At 59.0% G+C, this 17,113-nt stretch carries 13 protein-coding genes; 1 reads left to right on the top strand and 12 read right to left on the bottom strand.

Annotated elements, in window-relative coordinates; genetic code table 11:
* Positions 1 to 238 precede the first annotated feature (238 nt).
* The 12 genes from AB4O05_RS12645 to mtnA form a co-directional block, all read right to left on the bottom strand.
* On the bottom strand, positions 239 to 1,531 hold the full coding sequence (locus AB4O05_RS12645) for a Wzz/FepE/Etk N-terminal domain-containing protein (RefSeq protein WP_460137218.1): 1,293 nt from the start codon (positions 1,529 to 1,531) through the stop codon (positions 239 to 241).
* A gap of 430 nt (positions 1,532 to 1,961) precedes the next feature.
* Positions 1,962 to 2,204, bottom strand: coding sequence for a LapA family protein (locus tag AB4O05_RS12640; protein ID WP_460137219.1), 243 nt, complete (start codon positions 2,202 to 2,204; stop codon positions 1,962 to 1,964).
* A gap of 24 nt (positions 2,205 to 2,228) precedes the next feature.
* Positions 2,229 to 2,525, bottom strand: a complete 297-nt coding sequence (gene ihfB / locus AB4O05_RS12635) for an integration host factor subunit beta (protein WP_003189779.1) — start codon at positions 2,523 to 2,525, stop codon at positions 2,229 to 2,231.
* Between the two features lie 132 nt (positions 2,526 to 2,657).
* Positions 2,658 to 2,942, bottom strand: coding sequence for a hypothetical protein (locus AB4O05_RS12630; protein ID WP_460137220.1), 285 nt, complete (start codon positions 2,940 to 2,942; stop codon positions 2,658 to 2,660).
* 159 nt (positions 2,943 to 3,101) lie between these two features.
* Positions 3,102 to 4,796 (bottom strand): 30S ribosomal protein S1, encoded by a 1,695-nt coding sequence (gene rpsA / locus AB4O05_RS12625; RefSeq protein ID WP_010566505.1) that lies wholly within the window; start codon positions 4,794 to 4,796, stop codon positions 3,102 to 3,104.
* A gap of 119 nt (positions 4,797 to 4,915) precedes the next feature.
* The gene (cmk, locus tag AB4O05_RS12620) at positions 4,916 to 5,605 is read right to left on the bottom strand and encodes a (d)CMP kinase (RefSeq protein ID WP_016971485.1); all 690 of its coding nucleotides are present in this window, start codon (positions 5,603 to 5,605) and stop codon (positions 4,916 to 4,918) included.
* On the bottom strand, positions 5,602 to 7,812 hold the full coding sequence (locus tag AB4O05_RS12615; RefSeq protein WP_460137604.1) for a bifunctional prephenate dehydrogenase/3-phosphoshikimate 1-carboxyvinyltransferase: 2,211 nt from the start codon (positions 7,810 to 7,812) through the stop codon (positions 5,602 to 5,604). Before AB4O05_RS12615 ends, cmk begins: the two co-directional genes overlap by 4 nt.
* Before the next feature lie 28 nt (positions 7,813 to 7,840).
* Positions 7,841 to 8,953 (bottom strand): histidinol-phosphate transaminase, encoded by a 1,113-nt coding sequence (gene hisC / locus AB4O05_RS12610; protein WP_460137221.1) that lies wholly within the window; start codon positions 8,951 to 8,953, stop codon positions 7,841 to 7,843.
* 9 nt (positions 8,954 to 8,962) lie between these two features.
* A complete protein-coding gene (pheA, locus tag AB4O05_RS12605) occupies positions 8,963 to 10,057 on the bottom strand; it encodes a prephenate dehydratase (protein ID WP_460137222.1) in 1,095 nt (364 codons plus the stop codon).
* Positions 10,057 to 11,142 (bottom strand): 3-phosphoserine/phosphohydroxythreonine transaminase, encoded by a 1,086-nt coding sequence (gene serC / locus AB4O05_RS12600; RefSeq protein WP_460137224.1) that lies wholly within the window; start codon positions 11,140 to 11,142, stop codon positions 10,057 to 10,059. The genes pheA and serC overlap by 1 nt, the downstream gene beginning before the upstream one ends.
* A 212-nt stretch (positions 11,143 to 11,354) precedes the next feature.
* Positions 11,355 to 14,009: a DNA gyrase subunit A gene (gene gyrA, locus AB4O05_RS12595; protein ID WP_057022133.1), complete on the bottom strand. Its 2,655-nt coding sequence runs from the start codon at positions 14,007 to 14,009 to the stop codon at positions 11,355 to 11,357.
* Between the two features lie 525 nt (positions 14,010 to 14,534).
* Positions 14,535 to 15,611: an S-methyl-5-thioribose-1-phosphate isomerase gene (gene mtnA / locus AB4O05_RS12590; protein WP_460137225.1), complete on the bottom strand. Its 1,077-nt coding sequence runs from the start codon at positions 15,609 to 15,611 to the stop codon at positions 14,535 to 14,537.
* Positions 15,612 to 15,720: 109 nt separating this feature from the next.
* Between mtnA and AB4O05_RS12585 the strand changes: the two genes are divergently transcribed.
* Positions 15,721 to 17,052 (top strand): TRZ/ATZ family hydrolase, encoded by a 1,332-nt coding sequence (locus tag AB4O05_RS12585; RefSeq protein WP_460137226.1) that lies wholly within the window; start codon positions 15,721 to 15,723, stop codon positions 17,050 to 17,052.
* Positions 17,053 to 17,113 lie beyond the last annotated feature (61 nt).

Raw genomic sequence — 17,113 nt, 5'->3', positions numbered from 1 at the left:
GTTCCTCAAGCAGTCCTTGAAAGCGACAAAGTCTGTATGCTGCATACTTAACAGGTCGCCCCATCGTCCTACCCATGATTAGCTCAGGATAGCAAATTATGCTCTGCCCAGAAGAGAATAGCTGCTAGATCTATAGAATATCCTGACTAGCGATGCCCACCTGTATTGACCAACATCTACTGAGTCCGTTACGTGCGCCCCCCCCCCCCATCGAGAACGAGGCGTTATATCTATAGGCCTATCTACCAACACCGGTCACTGCACGCTGCTTCCACTCTCTGAATAAGTGAAGCAGCGAGAAATAGAGGCAACTAGCCATCACCCCAAAGATAACGCCAAACAGAATAATCTTGAATTTCTGAGGTCTTATGGGCTGAGTTGGCTCCAACGCTCTCCTATCAATAGCAACCAGATTTAACCGGCTCATATCAATATTCAGATTACGAAGACGCGCTTCTTCAGCACGCAATGGCTGTACCCCTGCAAGAAAAAGATCATCCTTCTGACGAAACTTTAACACTTCAATTTCGCGGTTTGCTCGCAAGAGCTGCAACTCCTTGGCAATCTGGGCGATCCGGCTCTCCGTGAAGTCATCCGATTTACGTTGCATAAGTGCATTTTTTTCGGCTTCTAGGGCATCGACACCAAGGAAGTACAAAGGAACCTGCTGGCTATTGACCTCGGTGCGCATCACGCTGCCGGAGACAGAATGGTCGGGATCGCCAAACGAAGACGGCGTACTGGGTTTCTTGATCCCCAAAGCCTTGGCGATACCAATTGCCTCATTTAGTTGAGCCACACGATCACTGCGCAGTGTTTTCAACTGATTCCGCAAAGCCTTCAGCTCATCCTGCAACTGTGCGCGACGAAGGGTGTCCGACTCGTTCAGAGTTGCAATCTTGGCCTCTTTCTCTACGTCGTAACTTGAACGAGCAGCACTCAGCTTCCCCTCAATCTCTCTCAGTCGGTTTTTTACTATCACAGTCATGTCGGCTGCGATCTGGTCACGCTCTGTTGCGATTGCGTAATCGACAAATCCATTTAGAATCGCTACTCCATCAATCCCTGCTGGATAGCTCATACCAATTTTTATATAAGCACTCAGAGCGCTGGATTTCGAATCAGGAAGTGTGAGATTGATAGAGTTTCGATTGAACTCTTCGAAGCCTTGCTCTAGGGTCCGCCCAGGCTGCTCAAAAGCCTTGAATAGCTTTTGATTTGATCGAAAGAAACCCAGACGGGTGTCGTACGACTCCAGTGCTGCGCCGACCCTTGTAAGAGCTTCGCCAGGAGGAAGTTTATACACCTCAGAACGGTTCAACGCGTCGAGCTCATTGATAGCCGAAGGTCGCAATACGCTGCTGACCTCAAACTCAGGAGTCGCCAGAAATGCATAGGCGGTAGCGAGAAGACCTACCCCGGCAGTAATAAGCACAATCAGTTTTTTATGTCGCCAAACGCCATCAAAAAAAACGCTAACATCTACTTCTTTCGAAGATTGAGCCGGTGGAGCACGGAAGCTACTACTCACAACAAAAACCTGCCTTCAAAAAGAAACTGCGGGCTCGTTATGCAGACAAAATTGTGTCTTTTTTATTCTAATTAGATGACCGTCAAAACCCAGCGTCTCTGCCAAATTTTGAGCGCACAAAATGCCCGTTATCGAGAACAGATTTCATTCTGCCATCTCTCTGACATATTACAAGTCTTGACAGAGCCGTCAGATTTTTCACAAACAGGCAGGTTAACCCGCCAGAGGCCATGTCTGAGGAGGCTGAAAGCAGAAGGAAAATTCCGAATTGGTGGGTTAAGCTCAATGAATCCGGGAAAGGGACCTACTTGAGGAGGACCGCATCATTACAAGGCAGCGGCGAAATTAATGTGCGATGTTAGGGCGATTTTCTGACGAGTGGTGGTCTCAGCGTGTGCTAAATCGTTTTACTAAAAGAAAGAGCATCCCCCTAGGCACGCCCTGCAGGAACCGACTTATGACGCCTGGTGCGCGCCAACACACCTAACAACGGCCCTATCAGCATGCCGAAAATCAACGCCACGATTACAAATACCGACACCGGCAACTGCCCAGTCGCCATCCCCAGGAACGAGAGAGACACGCCCTGCTGATTCTCCAGCACAAACGCCAGCACCACTAGCGCAACCACCAGCACAGTCAGCACCACTACAACGCGCTTAACCCCACGCATAACCGTCTCCTACCCCAAAAATGATCAGACGCCTTCTTCCTCTTCTTCGTTCACCCGATCACGCAATTCTTTGCCCGGCTTGAAGTGAGGAACGAACTTTCCGTCGAGGCTGACGGACTGGCCTGTCTTTGGGTTACGGCCTACACGCGGAGCACGATAGTGCAGCGAAAAACTGCCAAAGCCACGGATCTCAATTCGATCCCCGGTCGCCAGGCATTGGGACATTTGCTCAAGCATGGTCTTGATAGCCAGCTCCACATCCTTGGATGAAAGCAGCCCTTGATGGGTGACAATTCGTTCGATCAACTCCGACTTCGTCATATTTTTCCCTTCTTTTTCAAGCAGCTAGGAAAAGCGCTTCGAAGGTTTTAGCATGACTTGATGAATTTGAACAGCCCACTCGTTAACTTATCTGCGGGATAGATGACAGGCAATTGAAGGCGCTTTCGCTCTTCAATTACAGATCACCAACATGGTGCGCGTTACGGCGCCAGCAGGGTTCCAACCGAACAGATAGTCACCCTCTTCGTCCTTGGCGTCGCTGGACCTGGTGATCACCTTATAGCCCTGCATCTTGCACTCACGGGCAGCGCGCTTCTCGCACTTCTCCCAGCGGTTGCCAAGGCCCGAGCAATCGATCTCAATGCCGCTGACGCCGCGCTTGGCGTGGGTTTTGGCGCTGGTGGAGGAGCAACCGGCGAGCACTATCATTGCGAGTATCACGATAAGCCTGTTCATTCAAACCCTTACTGAGACAACACACCGAAGCAGCTTTTATAAAACTATAGTCAGTTCTGACACGGAGCTGTACGCCTTGGTTCTCAATAGTTGAGTCAATGAATTTCAAGCACAAAAAAGGGCGACCGAAGTCGCCCTTTTTCTATGGTCTGACAGAACTTAGTTCTGCTTTTCCATTTGTGCACGCAGCAGGTCGCCCAGAGTGGTCGGACCCGAAGCGATGTCAGAGGTAGCTGGCTTGTCACGCAGGCTCTGGATAGCTTCTTTCTCTTCGATCTCGTCTTTCGACTTGATGGAGAGTTGGATCACGCGGCTCTTGCGGTCAACGCTGATGATCTTGGCTTCTACTTCCTGGCCTTCTTTCAGAACGTTGCGCGCGTCTTCAACGCGGTCACGGCTGATTTCGGAGGCTTTCAGAGTCGCTTCGATATCGTCGGCCAGAGTGATGATGGCGCCTTTGGCGTCAACTTCTTTCACAGTGCCTTTAACGATTGCGCCTTTGTCGTTCTCTTGAACGTACTCGGAGAACGGATCGCTTTCCAGTTGCTTGATACCCAGGGAAATGCGCTCGCGCTCTGGGTCAACCGACAGGATAACGGTGTCCAGCTCGTCGCCCTTCTTGAAACGACGAACAGCTTCTTCGCCAACTTCGTTCCAGGAGATGTCGGACAGGTGAACCAGGCCGTCGATGCCGCCGTCCAGACCAATGAAGATACCGAAATCGGTGATCGACTTGATGGTGCCGGAGATTTTATCGCCCTTGTTGAACTGGCCAGAGAAATCTTCCCATGGGTTAGATTTGCACTGCTTGATGCCCAGGGAGATACGACGACGCTCTTCGTCGATGTCCAGAACCATAACTTCCACTTCGTCGCCGACTTGTACGACTTTCGAAGGGTGGATGTTTTTGTTGGTCCAGTCCATTTCGGAAACGTGTACCAGGCCTTCAACGCCTTCTTCCAGCTCAGCGAAGCAGCCGTAGTCGGTCAGGTTGGTAACACGCGCGGTGACGCGAGTGCTTTCTGGGTAACGGGCTTTGATAGCGACCCATGGATCTTCACCCAGTTGCTTCAGGCCCAGGGAAACACGGTTGCGTTCGCGATCGTATTTCAGAACCTTGACATCGATCTCGTCGCCAACGTTGACGATTTCGGAAGGATGCTTGATACGCTTCCAAGCCATGTCGGTAATGTGCAGCAGGCCATCGACGCCACCCAGATCGACGAATGCGCCGTAATCGGTGAGGTTCTTGACGATACCTTTGACTTGTTGGCCTTCCTGCAGGGATTCCAGCAGAGCTTCACGCTCGGCGGAGTTCTCTGCTTCCAGGACGCTGCGACGGGAAACGACAACGTTGTTGCGCTTCTGGTCGAGCTTGATGACCTTGAATTCGAGTTCCTTGCCTTCCAGGTGCGTGGTGTCGCGCACAGGACGAACGTCGACCAAAGAACCTGGCAGGAACGCACGGATGCCGTTAACGTCGACAGTGAAGCCGCCTTTAACCTTACCGTTGATAACGCCCTTGACCACTTCTTCAGCTGCGAAGGCTGCTTCGAGAACAATCCAGCATTCAGCGCGCTTGGCTTTTTCACGGGACAGCTTGGTTTCACCGAAACCGTCTTCAACCGAGTCCAGAGCAACGTGAACTTCGTCACCGACATTGATTGTCAGATCACCAGCATCGTTGTAGAACTGTTCCAGCGGGATCAGAGCTTCAGACTTCAGACCAGCGTGAACGGTTACCCAGCGAGCTTGGTAATCGATATCAACGATAACACCGGTGATGATGGAGCCTGCCTGAAGGTTCAGGGTTTTTAGGCTTTCTTCAAAGAGTTCCGCAAAGCTTTCGCTCATTTTAATTCCTGTTGATAAGGGCGAAGAATACGCCCATCTCCACACCCCAGACGGTATGGGTCAGTTTCAATTAAAAGAAGCACCACAGGACTATGACTGGTCCCCTGCGGCCTTCTTGGTCACCCGGCGATATCGCGAATGGCGATCTCGCTCAAGATGCGTTCCAGCACCTGCTCGATGGACAACTCCGTGGAATCCAGCTGTATGGCATCAGCCGCCGGCTTGAGCGGGGCTACTGCACGCTGGGTATCACGCTCATCGCGTGCACGGATCTCATCTAGCAGACTCGACAGACTAACACCATCGACTTTGCCCTTCAACTGCAAGTAGCGGCGGCGAGCCCGCTCCTCGGCGCTGGCGGTCAGGAAAATCTTCAGCGGCGCATCGGGAAACACCACCGTGCCCATGTCGCGGCCATCAGCCACCAGCCCCGGTGGCTCCTGAAACGCCCGCTGGCGCTGCAGCAATGCATCGCGCACGGCCGGCAGCGCGGCGACCTGGGAAGCCCAGGAGCCGACCTGTTCGTTACGCAGATCATCCGTTACATCATCGCCTTCAAGGATGATGCGCTGGGGATGACCTTCCGTCGCGCCGACGAATTGAACGTCCAGATGCGCGGCCAGCAGCTTCAGGGATTCTTCGTTGGTGAGGTCCACGCCATGGTTGCGCGCAGCGAACGCCAGCAGGCGGTACAGCGCGCCGGAATCCAGCAGGCACCAGCCCAGGCGCTTGGCCAGGATGCCAGCGATCGTGCCTTTGCCCGAGCCGCTTGGCCCGTCGATGGTAATCACCGGTGCTTTGATATTCACAATTGAGCCTCTTGGGCAACACGGATGCCGACTTGGGCACACAGTGTAAGAAAGTTCGGAAAAGACGTAGCAACATTGGCACAGTCATGGATACGAATCGGCGTCATCGCCCGCAGGGATGCCACACTGAACGCCATGGCGATCCGGTGATCGCCATGGGCATGGACTTCACCGCCGCCGATCAAGCCGCCATCAATGATAATCCCATCGGGGGTGGGTTCACACTTCACGCCCAGCGCCAGCAGACCGTCGGCCATGACCTGGATACGGTCAGATTCCTTCACGCGCAGCTCGGCAGCACCCCGCAACACGGTTCGCCCCTCGGCACAGGCCGCGGCGACAAACAGCACGGGGAATTCATCGATCGCCAGTGGCACCAACGCCTCGGGAATCTCGATACCCTTCAACGGCGCCGCACGCACACGCAGGTCGGCGACAGGCTCGCCCCCCACTTCGCGGCGGTTTTCCAACGTGATATCGGCCCCCATCAACCGCAGGATATCGATGACCCCGGTACGCGTCGGGTTAACACCCACATGCTCCAGCAACAGCTCGGAGCCTTCGGCAATCGAAGCGGCCACCAGGAAAAACGCCGACGAGGAAATATCCCCCGGCACCTCGATATGGGTAGCGATCAGCTCATGCCCCGACTCAACCGACGCGGTAGCCCCCTTCACAACCACCGGGCAACCAAACCCGCGCAACATGCGCTCGGTATGGTCACGGGTCGGCGCAGGCTCGGTCACCACGGTCTTGCCTTCGGCATACAGACCGGCCAGCAACAGGCAGGATTTGACCTGGGCACTGGCCATCGGCAGCGCATAGTTCAAACCTTTGAGCTTTTGGCCACCACGAATGGTCAGCGGCGGACGCCCTTCCGGACCGGTCTCGATCACCGCCCCCATTTCCCGCAGCGGCTTGGCCACGCGGCTCATCGGGCGCCTGGACAGCGAGGCGTCACCAGTCAGCACACTGTCAAAGCGCTGCGCCGCCAGCAACCCGGACAACAAGCGCATCGACGTACCGGAGTTGCCCAGATAGATCGGCCCCGGCGCGGGCTTCAAGCCATGCAGCCCCACGCCATGAATGGTCACGCGCCCATGGTGCGGCCCTTCAATCACCACTCCCATGTCGCGGAACGCCTGCAGGGTCGCCAGGGCATCTTCGCCCTCAAGAAAACCTTCCACCTCGGTCACGCCCTCGGCCAACGAACCGAGCATGATCGAGCGATGGGAAATCGACTTATCACCCGGCACCCGAATACGCCCGCTCAAGCGGCCACCTGGGTTGGCGATAAAAGTCAGGTCATCGGCGTTCACAGCGGTTTCCACATAGGCCCGGCGCGCCAGGATCTTGCTGAAATGTTCACGCGCCACCCGCGCACGGGTGAACACGCCCAACAACTGATGGCCATCACCGGCATCTACCGCGTCGCGCAAGGCGTCGAGGTCACTGCGGAAGGTGTCCAGGGTGCGCAACACCGCTTCGCGATTGGCGAGAAAGATGTCATGCCACATCACCGGGTCACTGCCGGCAATCCGCGTGAAATCGCGGAAGCCGCCGGCGGCATAGCGGAAAATCTCAAGGTTTTCGTTGCGCTTGGCCAGCGAGTCCACCAACCCGAACGCCAGCAGATGGGGCAGATGACTGGTCGCCGCGAGCACTTCGTCGTGACGCTCGACCTGCATATGCTCCACATCCGCGCCCAGCTCTCGCCAAAGGCGATCCACCACCGCCAACGCGGCCGGATCGGTTTGCGCAAGCGGCGTCAAAATCACTTTATGCCGACGGAACAGCTGCGCATTCGACGCCTCCACCCCGCTCTGTTCGGAGCCGGCGATCGGATGCCCCGGCACAAAACGCGCGGGCATGCCGCCAAAGGCCTGTTGCGCCGCGCGCACCACATTGCCTTTGGCACTGCCGACATCGGTGAGAATCGCCTGGCCCAGGTCCATGCCGGCCAGCACCGCCAGCAACTTTTCCATGGCCAGGATCGGCACGGCGAGCTGGATCACATCCGCGCCCTGGCATGCAAGCGCCAGGTCCGCTTCACAGCGATCCACCACGCCCAACTCCACCGCCAGCTTGCGCGATTGCGGGTCCAGGTCCACGCCGACCACTTCGCCACACAGCCCGCTTTCGCGCAGGCCCTTGGCGAACGAGCCACCGATCAACCCCAGACCGACCACCACCAGGCGACCGATCATAGGCACAACAGGTTGCAATGCAGTGACATCAACCACGAGCCAGAACCTTGGCCAACGCCTCCAGGAAACGACTGTTTTCAGCCGGCAAACCAATGGTGATACGCAGGTGGTTCGGCATGCCGTAATTGGCCACCGGGCGCACGATCACGCCTTCGCGCAGCAGCCCCTGGAATACCGGAGCGGCTACCTGGCCGAGGTCGACGCAGATGAAGTTGCCCTTGGACGGAATCCAACCCAGGCCCAATGCACGAAAGCCTTCCTGCAACTGCAGCATGCCGCTTTCATTGATACGACGGCCCTCCTCCAGGTACTCGGCATCCTTCAGTGCCGCGCAGGCCGCCGCCAGGGCCAGGCTGTTGACGTTGAACGGTTGACGCACGCGGTTCAGCACGTCAGCCACAACCGCCGTCGACAAACCATAACCCACCCGCAGCGACGCCAGGCCGTAGGCCTTGGAGAAGGTACGCGACACCAGCAGGTTCGGGTACGCCGCCAGGAAGTCCAGGCCGTCCGGCAGGTCGCTGCCTTCGGCGTACTCGATGTAGGCTTCGTCCAGCACCACCAGCACGTGCTCCGGCACATCCTGCAGGAAGTCGTTCAACGCCTGCGCGTCGAACCAGGTGCCGGTCGGGTTATTCGGATTGGCGATAAACACCACACGCGTGTCAGCGTCGATGGCCGCCAGCATCGCCGGCAGGTCATGGCCCCAGTCCTTGGCAGGAATAACCCGCGCGTCGGCCCCTACCGCCTGGGTCACGATCGGGTAGACCGCAAAGGCATGCTCGCTGAACACTGCATTCAGGCCAGGCGCCAGATAGGCGCGCGCCACCAGCTCAAGAATGTCGTTGGAGCCATTACCCAGGGTTACCTGGTTCAGCTCGACACGGCACTGCTGCGCCAGCAGGGACTTGAGGGCAAAGCCGTTGCCATCCGGATAGCGAGTCAACTCGGCCAGTTCTTCACGAATCGCCGCCAGCACTTTGGGGCTCGGGCCCAGCGGGTTTTCGTTACTGGCCAGCTTGACGATCTTCGATGGGTCGAGGTTCAGCTCACGCGCCAACTCGTCCACGGGCTTGCCCGGAACGTATGGCGACAGTTGTTGCACGCCCGGTTGAGCCAGGGCGAGGAAATTGCCACTCATGTTAACGCCTCACAAAACCGCTTTCGGGTAAGAGCCCAGCACCTTGAGTGCCACCGCTTCCTGGCTGATCTTCTCGAGCACCCCCTTGACCAGTGGGTCGCGGTGATGGCCGATGAAGTCGATAAAGAACACGTACGTCCATTTACCGCTGCGCGAAGGCCGCGTCTCGATGCGCGTCAGGTCTATCCCGTTGTCGTGGAACGGCACCAGCAGCTCATGCAGCGCGCCGGGCTTGTTGCTCATGGAGACGATGATCGAGGTCTTGTCGTCGCCGGTCGGCGGCACTTCCTGGCTGCCGATCATCAAAAAGCGCGTGGAGTTGTCCGGGCGGTCCTCGATTTTCTCGGCCAGACGCGTCAGGCCATACAGGCCCGCAGCCATGTCACCGGCGATCGCCGCCGAGTTCCACTCGCCCTTGACCCGCTTGGCCGCTTCGGCGTTGCTGGAGACCGCCACGCGCTCGACATTCGGGTAATGGGCATCCAGCCATTTGCGGCACTGGGCCAGGGACTGGGCGTGAGAATAAATACGGCTGATGCTGTCGGTCTTGGTGTTTTCGCCCACCAGCAGGTGGTGGTGGATACGCAGCTCAACCTCGCCACAGATCACCATGTCGTGCTCGAGGAAGCTGTCCAGCGTGTGATTGACCGCGCCTTCGGTGGAATTTTCCACCGGCACCACGCCAAAATTCACCGCGCCGGCCGCCACTTCACGGAACACTTCGTCGATCGCCGCCATCGGCTTGCTGATCACCGCATGGCCGAAATGCTTCATGGCCGCCGCCTGGGTGAACGTGCCCTCGGGGCCGAGGTACGCCACTTTCAGCGGCTGCTCCAGGGCCAGGCACGAGGACATGATTTCACGGAACAACCGCGCCATTTCTTCGTTGCCCAACGGCCCCTTGTTGCGTTCCATCACGCGCTTGAGCACCTGGGCTTCACGCTCGGGACGATAGAACACCGGCACTTCGCCTTCGGCCAGGGAGGCCATCTTCACCCGTGCCACTTCCTGGGCACACCGCGCACGCTCGCTGATCAGCTCCAGGATTTTCTCATCCAGGCTGTCAATGCGTACGCGCAGGGCCTTGAGTTCTTGCTCAGACATTAGCCATGTTCCTTTTCGAACTCTGCCATGTAGGCCACCAGCGCGTTGATCGCGTTGATATCGACAGCGTTGTAGATGGAGGCGCGCATACCGCCCACCGAGCGGTGACCCTTGAGGTTCAGCAGGCCACGCGCGTCGGCGCCGGCCAGGAACGGCTTGTCCAGGCGGTCGTCAGCCAGACGGAACGGCACGTTCATCCACGAGCGATCGCTCAGGTTGATCGGGTTGCTGTACAAGCCGCTGGCGTCGATGAAGTCGTACAGGGTGCGCTTCTTCACTTCGTTGAGCTTGCCCATGGCCGCCACGCCGCCCTGCTCCTTGAGCCACTCGAACACCAGGCCCGACAGGTACCAGGCGAATGCCGGCGGGGTGTTGTACATCGAGCCGTTGTCGGCCGCGACCTTGTAGTTGAGCATGGTCGGGCACAGCGAGCGGGCGCGGCCCAGCAGGTCTTCACGGACGATGTTGACCACGATGCCGCTCGGGCCGATGTTCTTCTGTGCGCCGGCGTAGATCATGCCGTAGCGCGATACATCGATCGGCCGCGAGAGAATGTCCGAAGACATGTCGCATACCAGGGGAACGTCACCGACTTCCGGCACCCAGTCGAATTCCAGGCCGCCGATGGTTTCGTTGGCCACGTAGTGCACGTAGGCCGCGTCCTTCGACAGCTTCCATTCGTTCTGACCTGGAATAGCGAAGTAGTCGTAGGGCTTGGCGGTGCTGGCCACATTGACGTGACCGTAGCGCGAAGCTTCTTCAATGGCCTTCTGCCCCCAGATACCGGTGTCGATATAGTCGGCGGTGCCGTCTTCCGGCAGCAGGTTCAGCGGGATCTGCGCGAACTGCTGGCTGGCGCCGCCTTGCAGGAACAGCACTTTGTAGTTGGAGGGGATGTCCAGCAAGTCGCGCAGGTCCTGCTCGGCCTTGGTGGCAATGGATACGAACTCATCGCTGCGATGGCTCATTTCCATCACGGAGAGGCCTTTTCCATGCCAGTCGAGGAGTTCACCCTGCGCGCGCTGCAGGACTGCTTCAGGAAGCGCCGCGGGACCGGCACAGAAGTTATAGGCTCTCTTGCTCACATCCAATCTCTCTGATCTGGTGGGACTGAAATCAAACACGGTAGGAGCGAGCTTGCTCGCGAAAAACCCGAGAGCGCAAGGGCGCATCAGGCAGCTCGCGTTATCGTTGACGATTTTCGCGAGCAAGCTCGCTCCTACAGGGGGCGGCGTTGTTCTTTCAAAGGGGACAAACAACAAGGGGGCGAATCTTCATCCGCCCCCTGTGTGTCCGCTTATTCCTGCGGTTCTTCTTCGTCTGCGGCAGCATCGAGGGTTGGCTCGTCGACGTTGTCATCGCCGGCTGCGATCACCTCGCCATCGAACTCCTCGCCTTCCAGCTCTTCGCCTTCGACTTCCGATGGCTCCTGCACGCGCTCCAGGCCAACCAGTTTTTCGTCCTTGGCCAGCTTGATCAGGGTGACGCCCTGGGTGTTACGACCCAGGCTCGACACTTCAGCCACACGGGTACGTACCAGGGTGCCCTGGTCGGAAATCAGCATGATCTCCTCGCCGTCGAGCACCTGGACCGCGCCAACCAGGCGGCCGTTGCGATCGTTGCTGACCATGGCGATCACGCCCTGGCCACCACGTTTGTACTCAGGGAACTCGCTGATAGCGGTGCGCTTGCCATAACCACGCTCGGAAGCGGTAAGGATCTGGCTGCCTTCTTCCGGGATCAGCATCGAAATCAGCTTCTGCCCTTCCGGCAGGCGCATGCCGCGCACACCGCGGGCGGTACGGCCCATGGCGCGCACATCGGATTCCTTGAAGCGCGTCACCTTGCCGCCGTCGGAGAACAGCATGACTTCGCGCTCGCCATCGGTGATGGCCGCGCTGATCAATACGTCGCCTTCGTCCAGCTCCAGGGCGATCAGGCCCACGCTGCGCTGGCGGCTGAAGGATTCCAGCGGGGTCTTCTTCACGGTGCCTTTGGCGGTGGCCATGAAGATGAAGTGACCTTCGGTGTATTCCTCGACCGGCAGCATGGTGGTGATGTATTCATCACTGTCCAGCGGCAGCAGGTTGACCAGCGGACGACCACGGGCGGCACGGGAGGCTTCCGGGATTTCGTAGGTTTTGAGCCAGTACACCTTGCCCTTGCTGGAGAACAGCAGCAGGGTGGTGTGGCTGTTGGCGACCAGCAGGTGAGCAATGTAGTCCTCATCCTTCACGCCGGTAGCCGATTTACCTTTACCGCCACGACGCTGGGCCTGGTACGCAGCCAGTGGCTGGGTCTTGGCATAGCCACCGTGGGAGATGGTCACCACGCGCTCTTCTTCCGGGATCATGTCACCCAGGGTCAGGTCGAGACGGGCATCGAGGATTTCGGTGCGGCGCACATCGCCGTATTCGGCGCGGATCACTTCCAGTTCTTCGCGGATCACTTCCATCAGGCGCACGGCGCTGCTGAGGATGCGGATCAACTCGCCGATCTGGTTGAGGATCTCCTGGTACTCGGCCAGCAGCTTCTCGTGCTCCAGACCGGTCAGGCGGTGCAGGCGCAGTTCCAGGATGGCCTGGGCCTGCTCCGGCGACAGGAAGTACTTGCCTTCACGCAGGCCGTATTGCGGGTCCAGGGTCTCCGGACGGCACGAGTCGGCGCCGGCGCGTTCAACCATGGCCACCACGGCGCTGGACTCCCAAGGCGTGCTGATCAGCGCTTCCTTGGCTTCCGACGGGGTTGGCGAAGCCTTGATCAGGGCAATCACCGGGTCGATGTTCGACAACGCAACGGCCTGGCCTTCCAGGATGTGCCCACGCTCGCGGGCCTTGCGCAGTTCGAACACGGTACGGCGGGTGACCACTTCGCGACGGTGGCGGACGAAGGCTTCCAGCAGGTCCTTGAGGTTCAGGATGCGTGGGCGGCCATCGATCAGTGCAACCACGTTGATACCAAACACGCTTTGCAGCTGGGTCTGGGCATAGAGGTTGTTGAGGATCACCTCAGGCACTTCACCACGACGCAGCTCGATCACCACGCGCATACCGTCTTTGTCGGACTCGTCGCGCAGTTCGGTGATGCCTTCGAGCTTCTTCTCTTTAACCAGCTCGGCGATCTTCTCGATCAGACGCGCCTTGTTCAGCTGGTACGGGAGTTCGGTGATGACGATCTGCTGGCGACCACCGACCTTGTCGATGTCTTCGATCATCGAGCGGGCGCGCATGTAAATGCGGCCACGGCCGGTGCGGTAGGCTTCGATGATGCCGGCGCGACCGTTGATGATCGCGGCGGTCGGGAAGTCCGGGCCGGGGATGTATTGCATCAGCTCGTCGACGGTCAGCTCAGGGTTGTCGATGAGGGCCAGGCAACCGTCGATGACTTCACCGAGGTTGTGCGGCGGGATGTTGGTGGCCATGCCCACGGCGATACCGCTGGAGCCGTTGACCAGCAGGTTGGGAATGCGGGTCGGCATGACCGCCGGGATCATTTCGGTGCCGTCGTAGTTCGGCACCCAGTCCACGGTTTCTTTATGCAGGTCAGCCAGCAGCTCGTGCGCCAGCTTGGTCATGCGCACTTCGGTGTATCGCATGGCTGCGGCGTTGTCGCCGTCGACCGAACCGAAGTTGCCCTGGCCGTCTACCAGCAGGTAGCGCAGGGAAAACGGCTGGGCCATCCGAACGATGGTGTCGTACACCGCAGTGTCGCCGTGAGGGTGATACTTACCGATCACGTCACCGACAACACGGGCAGATTTCTTGTACGGCTTGTTCCAGTCGTTACCCAGCTCGCTCATCGCGAACAGTACACGCCGGTGCACGGGCTTCAAGCCATCGCGTGCATCAGGCAGTGCCCGACCGACAATAACGCTCATCGCGTAATCGAGGTAGGACTGTTTCAGCTCGTCTTCGATATTGACCGGGAGGATTTCTTTGGCCAGTTCGCCCATGAGAAGCCTGATTCCTTTTTCGGGTGAAACCTCGTCGCATCCATATGGGACGAACGAAGCTCGCCGCCGCCGGCACGGTGCCTGACAACGACTTACGACAAATCAACGAGTTATGACACGGATCTGCACGTTACAGGCAACCCCTCGGGGCAGCCCTGGAAACCGCCGGATGTTATCACAATCGCCGCCACGCACCTATCCCTCTGATGCGCATGGAGCATAGTAAGTTGACGGATGACAGGCTTGAGGAGGACGAGAGAGGCTCAGAGCCGGATGGAGACGATTTTTTGAGGGCAGATCCGAAGGTTTTATTGACTTGGGAGGTCAATCGAGGGCATACCCCCTGCTACCTCAATTTAATGCCGATCAGTTAAGCGAACGCAACGAAGATCAAATGTAGGAACTAGGCGCCCCCCCTCGCTCCTACAAAAATTACCGGTCAGTGCCCATACCGAGCGCGGGCACGTGGGCAAGCCAGCCCACAGGGGATCTGCGCTTAAAGCCATTTCACAGCCGCCACAACCCTCAATGCAAACGCTTACGGCACATCAATTTGGCCAGCTTTGCGGTGTCGGGGCGCTCGACGATGCCTTTTTCGGTCACGATCACATCGATAAGGTCGGCGGGAGTCACATCAAACACCGGGTTGTAGGCCTTTACATCAGCGGCAAAACGCTGGCCTGCGACTTCCAGCAACTCGCCGGCATCACGCTCTTCCAGCGCTACGTCGTCGCCCGTGGCCATCATCAAGTCAAGCGTCGAACTCGGCGCCACCACCATAAAGCGCACACCGTGGTGCATGGCACACACCGCCAGCTGGTACGTGCCGATCTTGCCGATCACATCGCCGTTGGCGGCAATGCAATCGGCACCGACGATCACCCAGGTCACGCCCTTGGTCTTGAGGATATGCGCGCCGGCCGAGTCGGCATTCACGGTAACCGGGATGCCCTCGCCCGCCAGCTCCCAGGCGGTCAGCCTTGAACCTTGCAGCCAGGGACGGGTTTCGTTGGCGTACACCTGCTCGACCATACCTTCCAGGAAGGCAGCACGAATGACGCCAAGGGCGGTGCCGACGCCGCCGGTGGCCAAGGCGCCCGCGTTGCCATGGGTGAGAATCGCCTGGGCATTCCCCTGATGCTTGCGGATCAGTTCCACGCCCAATTGCGCCATGGTGAGATTGGCTTCGCGATCACTTTCATGGATCGCAATGGCTTCGGCTTCCAGCATTGCCAGCGGGTCTGCGTGTTTCCTGAGGCGGTCCAGGCGGTCGCGCATGCACTTGAGGGCCCAGAACAGGTTCGACGCAGTCGGGCGGGTATCGGCCAGCAGTGCGTAGTCTTCTTCCCATGCCACCTGCCAGTCGCCCCCCTCGGCGATGCGCTCACGGGCGGCCAGCACCAGGCCATAGGCTGCACTGATGCCGATGGCCGACGCACCACGCACCACCATGGCGCGAATGGCTGCGGCCACTTCATCGACCGTGGAGCAGGCGACCCAGCTTTCCCGGGACGGCAAGGCACGCTGATCAAGCAGGTGCAGCGTACCGTCGCGCCAATCGATGGCCTTCACTTTCTCCACAGCCAACAGTCGATCGCGCATCCCTTACTCCGCACTCATGAACAAAAGCCGCCGATTATAGCGATCCGCCAGCCAGGACGCTCGGGTATACTTCGCCCTTCTTTGATTGCTGCCCGGGAAGAAGCCTGCGATGACCTCCACTGCCGCCCCGCTCGACGTGTTGCTGCTGCCAACCTGGCTGGTGCCTGTCGAACCCGCCGGCGTGGTGCTCAAGGAACATGGCCTGGGCATCCGCGATGGGCGCATCGCCTTTATCGGGCCACGAGCGGCGGCGTTGAAGCTTGCCGCCACCGAGGTGCGCGAACTGCCGGGCATGCTGCTCAGCCCCGGCCTGATCAACGCCCACGGGCACGCGGCGATGAGCCTGTTCCGCGGCCTGGCCGATGACCTGCCGCTGATGACCTGGCTGGAAAAACACATCTGGCCGGCCGAGGCCAAGTGGGTCGATGAAGCCTTCGTACGTGACGGCACCGACCTGGCTATCGCCGAGCAGCTCAAGGGTGGCATCACCTGTTTCTCGGACATGTACTTCTACCCCAAGGTCGCCAGCGACCGCGTACATAACAGCGGCATGCGCGCGCAGATCGCGATTCCGATCCTCGACTTCCCGATCCCCGGCGCCAGTACCGCCGATGAGGCCATTCGCCAGGGCATCGAGCTGTTCGGCGATCTCAAGTACCACCCGCGCATCAAAGTCGCCTTCGGCCCCCACGCGCCCTACACCGTGTGCGATGCCAACCTGGAAAAGATCCGGGTGATCGCCGAGGAGCTGGACGCCGCGATCCACATGCATGTGCACGAAACGGCCTTCGAGGTGCGGCAAGCCGTCGAACAGACTGACGAGCGCCCACTGGCGCGCCTGGGCCGTCTAGGATTGCTGGGCCCGCGCTTCCAGGCCGTTCACATGACCCAAATCAGCGAGGAAGACCTGGCTTTGCTGGTAGAAAGCAACACCAGCGTCATCCATTGCCCGGAATCCAACCTGAAGCTGGCCAGCGGCTTCTGCCCGGTGGAACGCTTGTGGCAGGCTGGCGTCAATGTGGCCATCGGCACCGACGGCGCCGCCAGCAATAATGACCTGGACCTGTTGGGCGAAACCCGCACCGGCGCGATGCTGGCCAAGGCCGTCGCCGGCTCGGCCACCGCCCTGGACGCTCACCGCGCCCTGCGCATGGCCACGCTCAATGGCGCCCGCGCCATGGGCCTGGAACGCGAGATTGGCTCGCTGGAGGTCGGCAAGGCCGCGGATATCGTGGCCTTCGATCTTTCCGGGCTGGCGCAACAACCGATCTACGATCCGGTCTCACAGCTTATATATGCCACCGGACGCGACTGTGTGAAACACCTTTGGGTCGCCGGCAAGCAGTTGCTCGACGACCGGCAACTCACCCGCATGGATGAACAACAGTTGACCGCCACGGCCATTGCCTGGGGCAAACGCATCAGCGGGCACACCGAATAACGTCGGCGTTGAAGCCACGCTTGAACACCGGCAAACCGATTTATCAGATTCAGAGGATGCA

Source organism: Pseudomonas sp. S1_G07, from assembly GCF_054668565.1.
The sequence above is the reverse complement of the archived record's forward strand: the minus strand, read 5'-3'. Positions and strand labels throughout refer to the sequence as shown.